Source organism: Pseudomonas sp. Z3-8, assembly GCF_051131975.1.
Classification (GTDB): Bacteria; Pseudomonadota; Gammaproteobacteria; order Pseudomonadales; family Pseudomonadaceae; genus Aquipseudomonas.
Map to the genome: position 1 here is coordinate 2,087,629 of NZ_CP071643.1, position 17,751 is coordinate 2,105,379.

Annotated in this window: 12 protein-coding genes and 1 other RNA gene; 9 read left to right on the forward strand and 4 right to left on the reverse strand. The window is 61.5% G+C overall.

Going from position 1 to position 17,751, the window contains the following annotated elements:
- Positions 1 to 50 precede the first annotated feature (50 nt).
- Together xdhB and xdhA are read right to left on the reverse strand one after the other, a co-directional pair.
- Positions 51 to 2,450 (reverse strand): xanthine dehydrogenase molybdopterin binding subunit, encoded by a 2,400-nt coding sequence (gene xdhB / locus J3P94_RS09720; RefSeq protein WP_434572955.1) that lies wholly within the window; start codon positions 2,448 to 2,450, stop codon positions 51 to 53.
- Entirely contained in the window at positions 2,443 to 3,897 is a 1,455-nt protein-coding gene (xdhA, locus tag J3P94_RS09725; protein WP_434572957.1) for a xanthine dehydrogenase small subunit, read from the reverse strand. Before xdhA ends, xdhB begins: the two co-directional genes overlap by 8 nt.
- A gap of 368 nt (positions 3,898 to 4,265) precedes the next feature.
- Between xdhA and J3P94_RS09730 the strand changes: the two genes are divergently transcribed.
- From J3P94_RS09730 to J3P94_RS09765, 8 genes are all read left to right on the forward strand, one after another.
- Positions 4,266 to 4,925: a GntR family transcriptional regulator gene (locus J3P94_RS09730; protein WP_305499923.1), complete on the forward strand. Its 660-nt coding sequence runs from the start codon at positions 4,266 to 4,268 to the stop codon at positions 4,923 to 4,925.
- 1 nt (position 4,926) lies between these two features.
- The gene (gene smc / locus J3P94_RS09735) at positions 4,927 to 8,415 is read left to right on the forward strand and encodes a chromosome segregation protein SMC (protein ID WP_434572958.1); all 3,489 of its coding nucleotides are present in this window, start codon (positions 4,927 to 4,929) and stop codon (positions 8,413 to 8,415) included.
- A gap of 257 nt (positions 8,416 to 8,672) precedes the next feature.
- A complete protein-coding gene (gene zipA, locus J3P94_RS09740) occupies positions 8,673 to 9,524 on the forward strand; it encodes a cell division protein ZipA (protein ID WP_434572960.1) in 852 nt (283 codons plus the stop codon).
- Between the two features lie 149 nt (positions 9,525 to 9,673).
- Complete coding sequence (gene ligA, locus J3P94_RS09745; RefSeq protein WP_434572962.1) at positions 9,674 to 12,031, forward strand: NAD-dependent DNA ligase LigA; 2,358 nt, start codon at positions 9,674 to 9,676, stop codon at positions 12,029 to 12,031.
- A gap of 228 nt (positions 12,032 to 12,259) precedes the next feature.
- Positions 12,260 to 13,420, forward strand: coding sequence for a zinc-binding metallopeptidase family protein (locus J3P94_RS09750; RefSeq protein WP_434572964.1), 1,161 nt, complete (start codon positions 12,260 to 12,262; stop codon positions 13,418 to 13,420).
- Positions 13,421 to 13,688: 268 nt separating this feature from the next.
- Positions 13,689 to 13,785: signal recognition particle sRNA small type (gene ffs, locus J3P94_RS09755), an RNA gene on the forward strand.
- Positions 13,786 to 13,986: 201 nt separating this feature from the next.
- Entirely contained in the window at positions 13,987 to 14,232 is a 246-nt protein-coding gene (locus J3P94_RS09760; RefSeq protein ID WP_434572966.1) for a type II toxin-antitoxin system ParD family antitoxin, read from the forward strand.
- A complete protein-coding gene (locus tag J3P94_RS09765) occupies positions 14,225 to 14,515 on the forward strand; it encodes a type II toxin-antitoxin system RelE/ParE family toxin (protein ID WP_434572967.1) in 291 nt (96 codons plus the stop codon). Before J3P94_RS09760 ends, J3P94_RS09765 begins: the two co-directional genes overlap by 8 nt.
- Positions 14,516 to 14,522: 7 nt before the next feature.
- Here J3P94_RS09765 and J3P94_RS09770 read toward each other — a convergent pair whose 3' ends face one another.
- Positions 14,523 to 14,837 carry a helix-turn-helix domain-containing protein gene (locus J3P94_RS09770; protein ID WP_434572969.1) on the reverse strand — a complete coding sequence of 105 codons (315 nt, stop codon included), beginning with the start codon at positions 14,835 to 14,837 and terminating at the stop codon, positions 14,523 to 14,525.
- A gap of 336 nt (positions 14,838 to 15,173) precedes the next feature.
- Between J3P94_RS09770 and J3P94_RS09775 the strand changes: the two genes are divergently transcribed.
- Positions 15,174 to 16,910 (forward strand): putative bifunctional diguanylate cyclase/phosphodiesterase, encoded by a 1,737-nt coding sequence (locus J3P94_RS09775; RefSeq protein ID WP_434572970.1) that lies wholly within the window; start codon positions 15,174 to 15,176, stop codon positions 16,908 to 16,910.
- Here J3P94_RS09775 and J3P94_RS09780 read toward each other — a convergent pair.
- Positions 16,868 to 17,629, reverse strand: coding sequence for a substrate-binding periplasmic protein (locus J3P94_RS09780; protein ID WP_434572972.1), 762 nt, complete (start codon positions 17,627 to 17,629; stop codon positions 16,868 to 16,870). The two genes, J3P94_RS09775 and J3P94_RS09780, sit on opposite strands and share 43 nt — an antisense overlap.
- Positions 17,630 to 17,751: the final 122 nt, after the last annotated feature.

The following is a 17,751-nucleotide window of genomic DNA, read 5'->3' on the forward strand; positions in this document are numbered from 1 at the left end:
CACAAATCCCCTGTGGGAGCGAGCTTGCTCGCGATTGGCCGCGCCGCGGTCTAGAGCGAAGCCACTTCGGCTTCAGCTTCCTCAGCCTTGACCACCCTCAACCCACGCATCTGCTCACACCCCCACAACACCCGCTCCGGCGTCGCCGGCGCATCGATTTTCGGTTGCTGCCGATAATCCCCCAGGCTCGCCACGGCGTCCTTGATGGCGCACCACGCGGCGATGCCGAGCATGAACGGCGGCTCGCCCACGGCCTTGGAATGGAAGACCGTGTCTTCGGGGTTCTTGCGGTTTTCCACCAGTCGCACCCGCAGGTCCAACGGCATGTCGGCCACGGCCGGGATCTTGTAGCTGGCCGGGCCATTGGTCATCAGCTTGCCCTTGTCGTTCCACACCAGTTCTTCCATGGTCAGCCAGCCCATGCCCTGGATGAAACCGCCCTCGACCTGGCCGATGTCGATGGCCGGGTTCAGCGAGGCGCCAACGTCGTGGAGGATGTCGGTGCGCAGCATCTTGTATTCGCCGGTGAGGGTGTCGACGATCACCTCGGCACACGCGGCGCCGAAGGCGTAGTAATAGAACGGCCGGCCACGGGCCTGGCTGCGGTCGTAGTAGATTTTGGGGGTCTTGTAGAACCCGGTGCTCGACAGCGAGACCTGGGCGAAGTAGGCCTGTTGTACCAGCGCCTCGAAGGTCAGGATGTGATCGCGCACCCGCACGTGACCGTTATGGAATTCCACGTCTTCTTCGCTGACCTTGTATTGCCGCGCGGCGAATTCCACCAAGCGTTGCTTGATGGTTTCGGCGGCATTCTGCGCGGCCTTGCCGTTCAGGTCGGCGCCGCTGGACGCGGCGGTGGGCGAGGTGTTCGGGACCTTGTCGGTATTGGTCGCGGTGATCTGCACGCGGTCCATTTCCACCTGGAACACCTCGGCCACCACTTGGGCGACTTTGGTATTGAGCCCCTGGCCCATTTCCGTGCCGCCGTGGTTCAGGTGGATGCTGCCGTCGGTGTAGACGTGGATCAGAGCCCCGGCCTGGTTGAGGAAACTGGCGGTGAAGGAAATGCCGAACTTCACCGGCGTCAGCGCCAGGCCCTTCTTGAGGATCGGGCTGCCTGCGTTGTAGCGGCGGATCGCTTCGCGGCGCTCGGCGTACTGGCTGCTTTCTTCCAGTTCAGCGGTCATTTCCTCGAGCATGTTGTGCTCGACGGTCTGGTAGTAGTGCGTGACGTTGCGCTCGGTCTTGCCGTAGTAGTTGGCCTTGCGCACCGCCAGCGGGTCGAGCCCCAGGTGCCGGGCGATGGCATCCATCACTTCTTCGATGGCGACCATGCCTTGGGGCCCGCCGAAACCACGGTAAGCGGTGTTCGACGCGGTGTTGGTCTTGCAGCGATGGCCGTTGATGGTCGCATCGCCCAGGTAGTAGGCATTGTCGGCGTGGAACATCGCCCGGTCGACAATCGAGGCCGACAGGTCCGGCGAGCAACCGCAGTTGCCGGCCAGTTCCAGGGCGATGCCATGCAGGCGCCCGGTGTCGTCGAAGCCAACGTCGTATTCGATATAGAAAGGATGGCGCTTGCCGGTCATCAGCATGTCCTCCACCCGGGGCAGGCGCATCTTGGTCGGCTGGCCGGTGAGGTGCGCGATGACGGCGCACAGGCAGGCCGGGCTGGCGGCCTGGGTTTCCTTGCCGCCAAAGCCGCCGCCCATGCGGCGCATGTCCACCACGACCTTGCTCATCGACACGCCCAACACTTCGGCCACCAGCTTCTGCACTTCGGTGGGGTTCTGGGTCGAGCAGTAGACGATCATGCCGCCGTCTTCGGTGGGCATCACCGAGGAAATCTGGGTCTCCAGGTAAAAGTGTTCCTGGCCGCCGATGTGCAGCGAGCCTTGGATGCGATGTCCAGCGGTGGCCAGCGCCGTGGCCGAATCGCCGCGCTGGTGGGTGTGACTGTCGAGCACGAAGTGCCGCTTGCGCAGCGCCTCGACCACATCCAGCACCGGTTCGAGGTCTTCATATTCAATGATTGCGGCCATGGCTGCCTGGCGTGCGGTCTCCAGATCCCTGGCCGCCACGGCGAGTACCGGTTGGCCGACGAACTGTACGTCATCGATCGCCAGCAGCGGGTCGCCGGGCAACAACGGCCCAATGTCCTTCAGGCCCGGTATGTCCTGATGGGTAATGGCGATGCGCACCCCTTCGAAGGCATAGCAGGGCGTGGTATCGATACGCAGGATCCGCGCATGGGCGCGGTCCGACAGCCGGGCATAGACGTGTAACTGGTTGGGAAATTCCAACCGATCATCGATGTACTGGGCCTCGCCGGAAACGTGTTTGGCGGCGCTGTCATGCTTGACGCTGCGGCCCACGCCCGTGGTGAGGTCGCGGGCGAACAGCTCGGCCAGTTCGGCCTGGGTCTTCTCTACGGCGTGATGGTTAGACATAAGCGGTCACCCGAGTCTCGATGTGCGGCGTTTGCAGCTCGATGAAGTATTTGCGCAGCAGGTTGCGGGCGCTGAGCAGACGGTATTCCTTGCTGGCACGGAAGTCCGACAGCGGCGTGAAATCCTCGGCCAGGGCCGCGCAGGCGCGTTCGACGGTACTGTCGTTCCACGGCGCGCCGATCAGTGCGGCTTCACAGTGCCTGGCACGCTTGGGTGTTGCGGCCATGCCGCCGAAGGCGACACGCGCGTCCTCCACTAGACCGTTTTCAAGACGCAGGTTGAACGCCGCGCACACTGCGGAAATGTCATCGTCCAGGCGCTTGGAAACCTTGTAGGCGCGGAACGTCTTTTCGGCGCTGGCTCGGGGCACGATGATCTTTTCGATGAATTCGCTTTCCTGGCGGGCAGTTACCCGGTAGTCGATGAAATAGTCTTCCAGGGCCAGGGTGCGGCGGGTCTGGCCCTTGCACAGCACGATCTGCGCGCCGAGGGCGATCAGCAGGGGCGGGGAGTCGCCGATGGGCGAGGCGTTGCCGATGTTGCCGCCCAATGTGCCCTGGTTGCGGATTTGTAGCGAGGCGAAACGCTGCAGCAATTCGCCGAAGTCCGGGTATTCGGTTTTCAGTGCCTCGTAGCAATCGGAAAGCGCGGTGGCGGCGCCGATCTCCAAACGGTCCTCAAAACGCTCGATGCGCTTGAGTTCGGCGACGTTACCGACGTAGATCATCACTGGCAGGGTGCGGTGAAACTGCGTGACCTCCAGCGCCAAATCGGTGCCGCCAGCCAGTAGCCGCGCCTGCGGATAGGCGTCGTAGAGGTCGGCCAGATCGGCCACGGTCAGCGGCACCAGGCAACGCTTGTCACCGCTGTTGAGCTCGCCGGTTTCGGTCGGGGCGATGGCTTTCAGGCGGGCGATGGTCTGGGCTTCGCGGGCGTCGAACTGGTCCGGTTGTTTGCCGCAGCAGGCCTGGTCGGCCGCCGCCAGGATCGGCCGGTAGCCGGTGCAGCGGCACAGGTTGCCGGCCAAGGCTTCGTGGGCCTTGTGGGCGTCGGGTTGTTCGCTGTTCTTTTGCAGGGCGAACAGTGACATGACGAAGCCCGGGGTGCAGAAACCGCATTGCGAGCCGTGGCAGTCGACCATCGCCTGCTGGACGCTGTGCAACTGGCCATTGTGCTTGAGGTCTTCGACGCTGATCAGTTGCTTGCCGTGCAGCGACGAGACGAAGGTCAGGCACGAATTGAGGCTGCGGTAGCGGATGCGCTCGCTACCGTTCGCGTCCGTTTCCAGTTCGCCCACCACCACGGTGCATGCGCCACAGTCGCCGCTGGCGCAGCCTTCCTTGGTGCCGGGTTTGCCAACATGCTCGCGCAGATAGTTGAGCACGGTCAGGTTCGGGTCCAGGGCGTGCTCGCTACGGAGTTCCTGGTTGAGTAAAAACTGGATCACGGAAGGCCTCGCAGATTCATTATTGTTGTATCGACGTGGGCTGAATTTAGCAGTTCTGACTTTTCGGTCAACGATTTTCTGACTTAAAGGTCAAGAAAAGCTGTTTTGTCGATACACAATGACCTATGGACACTGTAGAGCCCTGTGGGAGCGAGCTTGCTCGCGATGACGGCGTTACATTCAGTATGGATGCAAGCTGACAGACCGCTATCGCGAGCAAGCTCGCTCCCACAGTTTTTTGTTTCGGTACAAACTCCTGAAGTTTTTGCTTATATCGTGCCAAAAACCCGGTGCAGGCCCTGCGCCATGACGTATCGAGTGCGCTACACTGCGCCGCTTGTGCAGATCGAAGAGTTTGAAGGACAACCATGACGTTCAAGGCCCCGGACAGCCTCGCCGAGCAAATCGCCCATTACCTCGCCGAACGCATCATTCGCGGCGAAATGAAACCGGGAGAGCGCATCCAGGAGCAGAAGGTCACACTGGCGCTCAATGTCAGTCGCGGCTCGGTCCGCGAGGCCTTGCTGATCCTCGAACGGCGTCACCTGATCGCCATCCTGCCGCGCCGTGGCGCCCACGTCACCGAGCTTACCGAGCACAAGGTGCGCAGCCTGTGCGCCTTGATGAGCGAGCTCTACATCCTGCTGGGCAACGCGGTGGCTCATGGCTGGAAGGAACAGGCCGACATGGCCCCGTTCGTGGCGATCCAGCAACGCCTCCAGCAAGCTTACGAGCGCCAGGACATCCGCACTTTCGTCGATGAAAGCTTCAGCGTGATGCGCGCGGCCTATCCGTTTGCCGACAATCCGTATCTGCAAGAGACCGTCGAGAACCTGCAACCGGCGATGAGTCGCGCCTACTTCCTGGCACTTGAACAGCGCAAGGCTGAAATGAGTGAATTCCTCGATCTGTTCCAGCGCCTGCTTGTTGCGGTGCTGGCCCGCGATCTGCCGCAGATCCGCATCGTGCTGACGGCCTATGCCCAGCGCAGTTGCGATCTGGTGGTTTCGGCCCTGACGGCGGCCTGACGTGCGGCTCAAGTGCATCAAGCTGGCGGGGTTCAAATCCTTCGTCGACCCGACCACGGTGAACTTCCCCAGTAACATGGCGGCGGTGGTCGGGCCCAATGGCTGCGGCAAGTCGAACATCATCGACGCCGTGCGCTGGGTGATGGGCGAAAGCTCGGCCAAGAACCTGCGCGGCGAATCGATGACCGACGTCATCTTCAACGGCTCCACCAGTCGCAAGCCGGTGAGCCAGGCCAGTATCGAACTGGTGTTCGATAACTCCGACGGCACGTTGATCGGCGAATACGCGGCCTACGCGGAAATCTCCATTCGTCGTAAAGTGACCCGCGACAGCCAGAACAGCTATTTCCTCAACGGCACCAAATGCCGTCGCCGCGACATCACTGACATCTTCCTCGGCACCGGCCTGGGCCCGCGCAGCTACTCGATCATCGAGCAGGGCATGATCTCCAAGCTGATCGAGGCCAAGCCGGAAGACCTGCGTAATTTCATCGAGGAAGCCGCCGGCATCTCCAAGTACAAGGAGCGGCGCCGGGAAACCGAAAACCGCATCCGCCGTACCCACGAGAACCTTGCGCGCCTGACCGACCTGCGCGAAGAGCTCGAACGTCAGCTCGAACGACTGCATCGCCAGGCCGAGGCCGCCAAGAAGTATCAGGAATACAAGGGCGAGGAGCGCCAGCTCAAGGCCCAGCTTTCAGCGTTGCGCTGGCAGGCGTTGAACGAACAGGTCGGCCAGCGAGAGGCGATCATCGGCAACCAGGAAGTCAGTTTCGAAGCACTGGTGGCCGAGCAGCGCAATGCCGATGCCGCCATCGAGCGCCTGCGCGACGGGCACCACGAACTGTCCGAGCGCTTCAATCTGGTGCAGGGACGCTTCTATTCGGTGGGTGGCGACATTGCCCGGGTCGAACAGAGTATCCAGCACGGCCAGCAGCGTTTGCGCCAGTTACAGGACGATTTGAAGGAAGCCGAGCGCGCCCGCCTGGAGACCGAATCCCACCTGGGCCACGATCGAACCTTGCTGTTGACCCTTGGCGAAGAACTGGACCGTCTTGTGCCGGAACAGGAAATCACCAGCGCCGCGGCCGAAGAGGCCGCGGCGGCCCTGGAGGAAGCCGAGCTGACCATGCACGGCTGGCAGGAGCAGTGGGACAGTTTCAACCTGACTTCCGCCGAACCGCGGCGTCAAGCCGAGGTGCAGCAGTCGCGCATCCAGCAGCTCGAAACCAGCATGGAGCGTTTGGCTGAACGGCAACGGCGCCTGGCTGAAGAGCGGGCGTTGCTCGCTGCGGATCCGGAAGACGCGGCGATCCTCGACCTGAGCGAGCAGCTCGCCACCAGCGAAGCGACCCTGGAAGATTTGCAGGCCAGCGAAGACGCCCAGGTCGAGCGTTTGGAACAACTGCGCCAAGCCTTGCAACTGGCCTTGCAGAACCAGCAGCAGGCCCAGGGCGAACTGCAGCGCCTCAACGGCCGCCTGGCCTCGCTGGAAGCCTTGCAACAGGCCGCGCTGGACCCAGGCACCGGCACGGCCGAGTGGTTGCGCGACCAACATCTGGCCGAACGTCCGCGTCTGGCCGAGGGGTTGAAAGTCGACACGGGCTGGGAGCTGGCGGTGGAAACCGTGCTGGGCGCCGACCTGCAAGCGGTGCTGGTGGATGATTTCGCCGGCTTCGATCTCTCAGGGTTTGCCCAAGGCGATTTGCGCCTGCTCAGTCCGGCTGGCGATGGCGTGCGGATCCCTGGAAGCCTGCTGGACAAAGTCGAGGCCCAGGTTGACTTGTCGCCCTGGTTGGGTCAGGTCAAACCCGTGGATAGCCTGGAGCAGGCGCTGGCCTTGCGTGGTCAATTGGCCGTCGGCGAGAGCCTGATCAGTCGTGACGGGTATTGGCTCGGCCGGCATTTCCTGCGGGTGCGCCGGGCCGGCGAGGCCGAAAGCGGCATGCTCGCCCGTGGCCAGGAAATCCAGCGTCTGGTCGCCGAGCGCGAAGAGCGCGAGGCCAGCGTCGAAGCCCTGGAAACCGAATTGCAGAACCTGCGGGCGCAACAGCGCCAGCAGGAAAACGGTCGCGAACACCTGCGCCGGTTGTTGCAGGACGAGGCGCGCCAGCAGGGCGAACTCAAGGCGCAGCTGTCCGCCGGCAAGGCCAAGGTTGAACAACTGGCCCTGCGGCGCACCCGTCTCGATGAAGAAATCGCCGAGTTGGGCGAACAGCGAGCGCTGGAGCACGAACAGATCGGCGAGGCGCGCCTGCAATTGCAGGAAGCCCTCGACGCCATGGCGCTGGACACCGAACAACGCGAATTGCTCCTGGCCCAGCGTGACAGCCTGCGCGAACGCCTCGATCGGGTGCGCCAGGAAGCGCGCCAACACAAGGATCATGCCCATCAGCTGGCAGTGCGCCTGGGCTCGCTCCAGGCCCAGTACGATTCCACGCGCCAAGCGTTGGAGCGTTTGGAAATGCAATCCGAACGGCTCACCGAAAAGCGCGAACAGCTGAGCCTCAACCTGGAGGAGGGCGAGGCGCCGCTGGAGGAGCTGCGCCTGAAACTCGAGGAATTGCTCGACAAACGCATGAGCGTCGACGAAGAACTCAAGACCGCGCAGATCGCGCTGGAGGACGCCGACCGCGAACTGCGCGACGCGGAGAAGCGCCGCAGCCAGGCCGAGCAGCAATCCCAGCTGATTCGCGGCCAGATGGAGCAGCAGCGCATGGAATGGCAGGCCCTGACGGTCCGCCGCAAAGCCTTGCAGGACCAGTTGCTGGAGGACGGCTACGACCTCAACGGAGTGCTCGCCACCCTCGTGGCAGGTGCCAACGAGAAAGAGGCCGAGGAAGAACTCGAACGCATCGCCGCGCGCATCCAGCGCCTGGGCGCGATCAACCTGGCCGCCATCGACGAGTATCAGCAGCAGTCCGAGCGCAAGCGCTACCTCGACGCCCAGAACGATGACCTGGTGGAGGCGCTGGAGACCCTGGAAAACGTCATTCGCAAGATCGACAAGGAAACCCGCAATCGCTTCAAGGATACCTTTGATCAGATCAACGGCGGTTTGCAGGCACTTTTCCCGAAAGTTTTCGGCGGCGGCAGTGCCTATTTGGAACTGACGGGCGAAGATCTACTCGATACTGGGGTGACAATCATGGCGCGTCCTCCCGGCAAGAAGAACAGCACCATTCATTTACTTTCCGGTGGCGAAAAGGCCCTGACCGCATTGGCCCTGGTTTTTGCCATTTTCAAGTTGAATCCGGCGCCGTTCTGCATGCTCGACGAAGTCGATGCGCCACTGGACGACGCCAACGTGGGCCGTTACGCACGCTTGGTAAAGGAAATGTCTGAAACGGTGCAGTTCATCTACATCACCCATAACAAAATCGCCATGGAAATGGCCGATCAGTTGATGGGCGTCACCATGCATGAGCCGGGTTGCTCGCGACTGGTGGCGGTGGATGTGGAAGAGGCCATGGCGATGGTTGATGCGTAAAGCATGTCTGTAGGCGCTTCGCGTGGGGCGTTGTAGGCCTTTTTACCCTTTTGGCTTGTCACTCAATTCACAGATTGGGCATAAGCCAATGCGACAGACGGTGTAAAGTTGTCTTTGGTCGTGCTAGTTTAATGTCAATTTTTCGTGTGCGTGGGCAAAACGCCATTCAGAACATAGAGTTGGCGCCACGTTTTAAAGCGGTTTGCAAATAGCTAAGCCCCTTATTTATCAGCATTTTTATAGAGGCACGGGATTACATGGAAATCGGTCTGCGCGAGTGGCTGATCGTCATCGGCATCATTGTCATTGCCGGTATTCTTTTCGACGGCTGGCGTCGCATGCGCGGCGGCAAGGGGAAACTCAAGTTTCGCCTGGATCGCAGCCTGTCGAACCTGCCGGATGAAGATGACAGTGCGGAACTGCTGGGCCCGCCCCGGGTGCTGGATACCCACAAGGAGCCGCAGCTGGACGAACACGACCTGCCGTCCATGAGCGCGCCGGCGCGCGAGCCACGTGAGTCGGGCTCCAAGCGCGGCAAGCGCAACAGTGAGCCGTCCCAGGGCGACCTGAACCTGAACCTGGATCTTGATGGTGGTCCAGGCTTCAGCAGCCGCGACGGTGATTTCCCGGACGAAAGCAAGGCCTCCGGTTCCAACGGTGACAAGGACCAGGCCCAGGCTGAAGAAGTGCTGGTGATCAGTGTGATCTGCCGCGATCCAGCCGGCTTCAAGGGCCCGGCGCTGCTGCAGAACATCCTCGAAAGTGGCCTGCGTTTTGGCGAAATGGATATTTTCCATCGCCACGAAAGCATGGCAGGCAATGGCGAGGTGCTGTTTTCCATGGCCAACGCCGTCAAGCCAGGCGTGTTCGATCTGGACGACATCGATCATTTCAGTACCCCGGCGGTGAGCTTCTTCCTCGGGCTGCCAGGCCCGCGCCATCCAAAACAGGCTTTCGATGTGATGGTGGCCGCGGCTCGCAAGCTGGCCCAGGAACTCAACGGTGAATTGAAGGATGACCAGCGCAGCGTGCTGACCGCCCAGACCATCGAGCATTACCGCCAGCGCATCGTCGAGTTCGAGCGCCGGGCATTGACCCAGAAACGCTGAAGTCGCCAGAGTCTTTATGGCTAGGGCTTTTTGTGGCGAGGGAGCTTGCGGTGGCGAGGGAGCTTGCTCCCGCTGGAGGGCGAAGCCCTCCCAGAAAGTCTTGAAAAATGAGCAGCCCAGGCTGCTCTTTTGCTTTATGAGAGAACACCATGAACGCAGTCGAAACCCGCATCCTGGAGCTGCGCTCCGAGCTGGACCAGCATAACTATCGCTACCACGTCCTTGACGAACCCACCATCCCGGACGCCGAGTACGATCGCCTGTTCCACGAACTCAAGGCCCTGGAAGAGCAGCACCCGGAGCTGGTGACCAGCGATTCCCCGACCCAACGGGTCGGCAGCGTGGCGCTGTCGGCGTTCAGCCAGGTGCGTCATGAAATCCCGATGCTCAGCCTGGGCAACGCCTTCGATGAAAACACCATGCGTGAGTTCGACCGCCGGGTGACGGAAGGTCTGGACTTGCCCACGGGCGATTTGTTCGGCGCTGGCGCGGCGGTGGAGTACAGCTGCGAACCGAAACTCGATGGTCTGGCCGTCAGCCTGTTGTATCAGGACGGCATGCTGGTGCGCGGGGCGACGCGCGGTGACGGAACCACGGGCGAGGACATCAGTGTCAACGTGCGCACCGTGCGCAATATTCCTCTCAAGCTGCAGGGCAGCGGCTGGCCACCGGTATTGGAGGTGCGTGGCGAGGTGTACATGTCCAAGGCCGGTTTCGAGCGGCTCAACGCTACGCAACTGGAGGCGGGCGGCAAGACTTTCGCCAACCCGCGCAACGCCGCGGCGGGCAGCTTGCGCCAGCTGGATTCGAGGATCACCGCCAACCGTCCCCTGGAGTTCTGCTGCTATGGTATCGGCCAGGTGACCTCGGATATCGCCGATACCCACATCGGCAACCTCAAGCAGCTCAAGGCCTGGGGCATGCCCGTCAGCCGCGAGCTGAAGCTGGCCCACGGCATCGACGAATGCCTGGACTACTATCGCGACATCGGTGAGCGGCGCAATTCGTTGCCCTACGAAATCGACGGCGTGGTGTTCAAGGTCAACAGCATCGCTTCGCAGCGCGAGCTGGGTTTTCGGGCACGGGAGCCGCGCTGGGCCATCGCACATAAATTCCCCGCCAGCGAAGAACTCACCGAGTTGCTGGACGTGGAGTTCCAGGTGGGCCGCACCGGCGCCGTCACCCCCGTGGCGCGGCTCAAGCCGGTCAAGGTGGCTGGCGTGACCGTGGCCAACGCCACGCTGCACAACATGGACGAAGTGGCGCGGCTGGGCTTGATGATCGGCGATACGGTGATCATTCGTCGCGCCGGCGACGTCATTCCGCAGGTGGTGCAGGTCGTCACCGAGCGTCGTCCGGACAACGCCCGGGCGGTGCAGGTGCCTGAGCAGTGTCCGGTCTGCGGTTCCCATGTCGAGCGCACGCAACTGATCAAACGCAGCAAGGGCCGCGAAACCGTCAGCGAAGGCGCGGTGTACCGCTGCGTCGGTCGGCTGGCCTGCGGCGCGCAACTCAAGCAGGCGATCATCCACTTTGTCTCGCGCCGGGCGATGGACATCGAAGGCCTGGGTGAAAAAAGCGTCGAGCAGTTGGTGGATGAAGGTCTGGTGGGCTCGCCAGCCGATCTCTACGCGCTGACGTTCGAGCAAGTGGTCGATCTGGAAGGTTTCGCCGAGTTGTCGAGCAGGAACCTGCTGGCGGCTATCGTCGACAGCAAGAAGCCGAGCCTGGCGCGCTTCATCTATGCCCTCGGCATTCCAGACGTGGGCGAGGAAACCGCCAAGGTCCTGGCCCGCTCCCTCGGTTCGCTGGAGCGCGTGCAGGCGGCCTTGCCCCAAGTGCTGACGTACTTGCCGGATGTCGGCCTGGAAGTCGCTCATGAGATCCACAGCTTTTTTGAAGATCCGCACAATCGCCAGGTCATCAAGGATTTGCTGCGTCATGGCCTGGAGATTCAGGACCAGGGCGAACTCGGCGCCGAGTTTTCCGCCAGCACCACCCTGGGCGGCTTCCTCGACAAGCTGCACATCCCTTCGGTCGGACCGGGCGGGGCGCAAAAACTGGCGGACAAATTCGGCTCCCTCGAAGCGGTCATGAATGCCGACTGGCTGGACATGCGCCAGGCATTGCCGGAAAAGCAGGCCAACGCCGTGCGGGAGTACTTCGCCAACGCCGCCAACCGCGAGCTGGCCGTGGCCGCAGAGCAGCAACTGCGGGATTTCGGCATGCACTGGCAGAGCGAGAAAAAAGTCGTCGAGGGTTTGCCTGAAGCGGGGCATACCTGGGTGCTGACCGGCTCGCTGGAATTGATGAGTCGCGACGTCGCCAAGCACAAGCTGGAAAGCCTCGGCGCCAAGGTGGCCGGTTCCGTGTCGGCAAAGACCCATTGCGTGGTGGCCGGGCCGGGCGCCGGTTCGAAGTTGGCCAAGGCCAATGAGCTGGGGCTCAAGGTGCTCGACGAACAAGCCTTCGTCGATTTCTTGAAGGGGCATGGCATCACAGTGTGAGTGGGCAGCCCGCTCTTGTGGCGAGGGAGCTTGCTCCCGCTGGGTGGCGCAGCCGCCCCAACCGGAACGACGCAACCCTCCAGGTGGACCGCATCAGCCGGTTTACGACGGCTGCGCCGCCGAGCGGGAGCAAGCTCCCTCGCCACGGGTTGTGGTCCGTGGCCAGAACGTGGGAACGATCATGCACGCAGGGTGATCTAGTCTTGCAGGCTCCAGGGAGAGATCGCCATGTACCGCTTCTTCGAACAACTGAGCTCACGCATCGCTGCGCCGTTCCTGGGCGACCGATCACGCAACAGCAAGATCTGGCCGTGTCGCTGCGGCCAGTCATTGTTCTTTCGCAACAGCCAGTGCCTGGCCTGCCTGGCGGCGCTGGGCTATCAGCCGGAGCAGAGCCGCCTGTCGTCCCTGCAACCCGGCGCGCAACCGGATACCTGGACCCTGGATGTCGATCCGCAGGCGGGACTGTTTCGTCGCTGCGCCAATCTCGATACCCCGGCGTCGTGTAACTGGCTGCTGCCTGCCAACGCGCAAGACACGCTGTGCATCGCTTGCAGCCTGAACCGCACGATTCCCGACCTGTCGGTCCCGGAAAATCCCGAGCGCTGGCGCAAGGTCGAAACCGCCAAGCGTCGACTGGTAGCGCAACTGATCACCCTCGGTTTGCCGGTCCTTCCGAAGACCGTCGACGAGAATATTGGCCTGGCCTTCGATTTCATCGGCGTCGACCTCGACGGCAAGCCGCCTATGACCGGGCACGCCAGTGGGCTCATCACCCTCGATATCAAAGAGGCCGACGATGCTCACCGCGAACACGTGCGTCAGCAGATGCGCGAGCCATATCGCACCTTGCTCGGGCACTTTCGCCATGAGGTGGGTCATTACTACTGGGATCGCCTTATTGCCGACAGCCATTGGCTGGAACCTTTCCGCGAGCTGTTCGGCGACGAGCGCGCCAGTTATTCCGAAGCCCTGGAGCGGCACTACCAGCAAGGCGCGCCGGTGGATTGGCAGTCCCGTTACGTCAGCGCCTACGCCACCATGCATCCGTGGGAGGACTGGGCCGAAACCTGGGCTCATTACTTGCACATGATGGACGCGGTGGATACGGCGCTGGGCTTTGGCATGAGCGCGCGGGAAATGGATTTCGACTACCAGCCATTTCCCCCCGAAACCCTGTTCGACCCCGAGCACGCCGGCGGCGCGGCGTTCCTGTCATTCGTCAACGCCTGGATCGAACTGGCCGGCATGCTCAACGAACTCTCGCGCAGCATGGGCCAGCCGGATTTCTACCCGTTCGTCGTGCCGGCGGCGGTGATCACCAAGCTGCATTTCATCCATCTGGTGATCCAGGAGGAGGGTGGCCGGGCGGATGAGGTGCTGTTGTAGTCTGTGGAAGGAGGCTGCCCCTGTCTCGAATGTACCGACGCCTTCGCGAGCAGGCTCGCTCCCACCTTGGATACCTTATCTGTTCTGTGGGAGCGAGCCTGCTCGCGAAAGCGTCCGGCCCGCCTGCATCCGGGTTGATGTGTGCAGATCAGCCGAAGCAAGTGCTTGAGCTTAATCAGTTTTTAATCCCGCACGAACGGTTGTAACTTCTTGTCAGATAGGTACAATGGCGCGGCTCGCCGTCAGGCGGGCGTCGTTATGGTGACCCCATCGGTCCCCCCGCAACGATTACCCGTGAACCTGGTCAGATCCGGAAGGAAGCAGCCACAGCGGGAACATTGTGTGCCGGGGTGTGGCTGGTGGGGTTGCCTCCATAACGCCTCAGGCCTTCGTTCGCAAGGTTTGCCAATCCCTCATTTTTGCTTCACTGCTCGGTTCGAGGTCTGATCGAGGCGGCGGTTTTCCATTGTCCAGATTTGGGCCGGGATAAGCCCGTGGCTATCTCGATATCGCACCAATAGTATGATAATTTCGCCTGAATCGGTCATTCTCTCGCGAGGCTATTCATGGGTACCGTGCGAAAAACCATCACCGTTACCGACCAGCAGGACGGCTGGATCAAGTCTCAGATCGAAGCGGGTCACTACACCAATGACAGCGAATACATCCGCGATCTGATTCGGCGCGAGCAGGAGCGTAGCGCCGAACTCGAAGCTATCCGGTCAGCCCTGAAAGAGGGTGAGTCCAGCGGAAATCCGCAATCATTCGATCCCGATGCATTCAAAAAGAGAATGCTGGAAGCGCATGGCTGAGTATCGCCTTGCACCGGCCGCCGAGCGTGATCCTGAAAAAGTCTGGACCTACACCGTCCAGCATTGGGGCGTAGGGCAGGCCAATCGATACATCGATGTCATCTCAACGGCGTTTCAGGAACTGGCGCAACAGCCGGAAACAGCTCCAGCATGTGACCACATCCGAGTTGGGTACCGTCGGCGTAGTGTCGAACGGCACATGATTTACTTCAAAATCACAACCTACGGGGTTGTGATTGTTCGTGTGCTCCATGATCGGATGGATACATTTCGGAGGCTGTGACGGTGTCTCAAGACTTGGCCAACGCCTGCTCAACCGCGGCAATCAGTTTCCCGAGATCCTTCGAAGTGGCTTTGTGAATGACATTGAACAGGTATGCCCGCTGTTCATCTTCCTCGCCCATGTCGGCGAAAAAAGCCTTGGGCTGTACGTCCAGCGCGTTGGCCAGCAGGAACAAGGCTTCGACGCTGGGCGTGTAGGTGCCGGTCTCGAAGCGGCTGATGGTTTTGGGGTCAAAACCGGTCTTTTCGCCAAGTTCAGCCTGAGTGAGCCCCGCTACTTTGCGGTAGCGTCTGATGGCCGAGCCCAGACTTGAAATTTGCATCGCTTAATTCCCATTCAGAATCAAGAACTTAACGATAGATTTTCGCATTAGGCAACCGCGCGTTCCATCACCTTGCTTTGCAAAATGTGATGTGTTTCGTAGAATCGGCCTTTGGCATGGGGATTTGGTGACCTGCTTCAGAAGCCGGGTGTGTGAAAAGACCGGGGCTCGCGCTTCTTTGCAGCGACACAAGGCGGGGCCTGGAGCATACAGGTCGCACCGCCAGCGTCCGTGCTCCAGCTTTCTCAAGGTATTTGAGCCTAGTTGATTTTCGCCCGTCCGGGGGCGGTGCAACCGCGCGCGACAAACGAGCCTGACTCATGGATGACTGCTTCGATGGATAAGAAGTACCGCAGGGCTGTTGACGCCGCCGCGATCTTTTCCGAAACCGATTTGAGCGGGCGCATCACCTACGTCAACGATCAATTCTGCGCCCTGTTTGGCTACCGGCGCGATGAGCTGCTGGGGTCCAACCACCGGTTGCTCAACTCGGGCCAGCACCCCAGCGAATTTTTCACTGCGATGTGGCGCACCATCGCCCTGGGTAACGTCTGGAAAGGTGAAATCTGCAATCGGTCCAAGGACGGCACGCTGCATTGGGTCGATACCACCCTGGTACCGGTAGCCGACGAAACGACCGGGCATATCGAGCGCTACCTGGCGATTCGCTTCGATGTCAGCGAAAAGCGCCGGTTGTTGCACTCGTTGCAATGGCGTGTCGGGCATGACGTGCTGACCGGGTTGCCCAATCGCACCTATCTGTCCGAGCTGCTGGACCAGGCCCTGGACTTTTCGCGGGGGGAAAGTCTGCCCCTGGCGGTGTGCATGCTCGATCTGGATGGCTTCAAGGCCGTCAACGACGGTTATGGCCATGCCAGCGGTGACCGATTGCTGGTGGAAGTGGCCCGGCGGCTGCGCAGCATTGTGCGCGGCGAGGATGTGGTGGCGCGCCTGGCTGGCGACGAGTTCGTACTGGTGCTGCGTCATGTGCTTGGAATGGACGAACTGCATGCCGCATTGAACCGGGTACTGATTGCGGTTTCCCTGCCCTATGCGATCGACGGCAAGAGTATCAACGTCTTCGCCAGTATTGGTGTCACGTTGTCACCGTGGGATAACGAAGACGCCGATACGTTGCTGCGCCACGCCGATCAAGCGATGTATGTCGCCAAGCAGAGCGGCCGCAATCGTTTCCATCTGTTTGACGTATCCCGGGACAAGGAAGTGCGGGCCACTTACCAGATTGTCGATCGGGTGCGGCAGGCACTCGCCGGCGATGAGTTGCGGCTGCATTTCCAGCCCAAGGTCAATATGCGCAACGGCGCGGTAGTCGGTCTCGAAGCCTTGTTGCGCTGGAAGCATCCGCAACGAGGCCTGGTGCCGCCGCGCGAATTCCTGCCACTGGTAGAAGAGACCGACCTGATTGTCGAGATCGGCGAATGGGTCATGGGCCAGGTCCTGACGCTGCTTCAGCAATGGCAGCAGGCGGGGCAGGGCTGGCCGGTGAGCATCAATATTTCGGCGCGGCATTTCCAGCGGGCGGATTTCGTCGAGCGGCTGCAACGCATGCTGGAACAGCATCCGACGGTGCCGCCGCGGATGCTCGATCTGCAGATCGTCGAGTCGGTAGCCGTGGAAAATCTGGCCCATGTCAGTACCTGCCTCCAAGCGTGCCAAGCCTTGGGCGTAGGGTTTTCACTGGGCGGTTTCGGTACGGGTTATTGCTCGCTCAATGACCTCAAGCACTTGCGCACGCAAACCATCAAGATCGACAAGACGTTCGTGCGCGACATCCTCGACGACCGGGACGACCTGGCACTGACCGAGGCAGTGATCGGCCTGGCCCGGGCGTTCGGCCGGCAAGTGGTCGCGGAAGGCCTGGACAGTCTCGAACATGGGCAATTGTTGCTGCGCCTGGGCTGCGAAGTGGCCCAAGGTTACTTCATCGCCCGGCCCATGCCGGCCGACGAGGTACCGGGCTGGGTAAGGGACTTCATCTCGCCACCGCAGTGGCAGGCCCACCCGGGCAGTCAAGGGGAGGCGGCCTGCGACCCTTCGTTGCGGCCGGTATAAAGCTGGATGATCGCGTCGATTTCCCCGGACATCTTCATCTTCAGCAAGGTGCGCAGAATGCGTTGCGCCGGGATGTCCGGATCATTGCGCACATAACAGCTCAGTTGCTGTTCCTGGAGGATGGCAACCTCATGCAGTTGCCGGTCGGCGCCATGCCGTTGATTGAACCAGTCCAGTGCCCATTGATTGCTGACCGCATAGCGGTAGCGGCCGGCCAGCAGTTTCGCCAGCACTTGGTCCTGGCTGCGCGCGTCGTCACGACGCAGATGGCCGCTGTCGAACAAGGGTTGCAGCGTCGGGTAGCGATAGCTGAGCACTGTGCCGATGGACTGCTGGCCGAGTGTTGCCGGGGTCACTCGGGCGGGGGCGCTGGGCGAGCCAACGAGCACATCGCGCTGAAAGAACAGCGGGACGCTCCAAAGGTAATCGCCCCCTTTATCCTTCACCCAGTCGGGCGAGACGTAACATCGCATGTCTATTTCGCCGTGTTCCATGGCGCTGTCCAATCGCGCGCGGGCAAGGACATGAAACTGTGCCGGTATGCCGACCTGAGTTGCCAGGCTGGTCATGACGTCCGGAAGAATGCCCTGGGTCGGACGGCCCCGTTCGATCTGTACCATGGGCATGGCCCAGCCATCGGTAATGGCGAAGCGCAAGGGCACTTCGGCGGCGAAACATCCTGTACCCAGCAACAGCAAAGCCCCCATGGCTGAGCGCATAAACTCTCCTGACTGTGCAAAACCGCGTCGACAACCGAGCCCCAACTCAAGCTTAGTCAGATTAGACGAGCACACCGGATGCAATTTCGGCCCTGCTCCGCTAGCATTAGCCGCTTATGTTC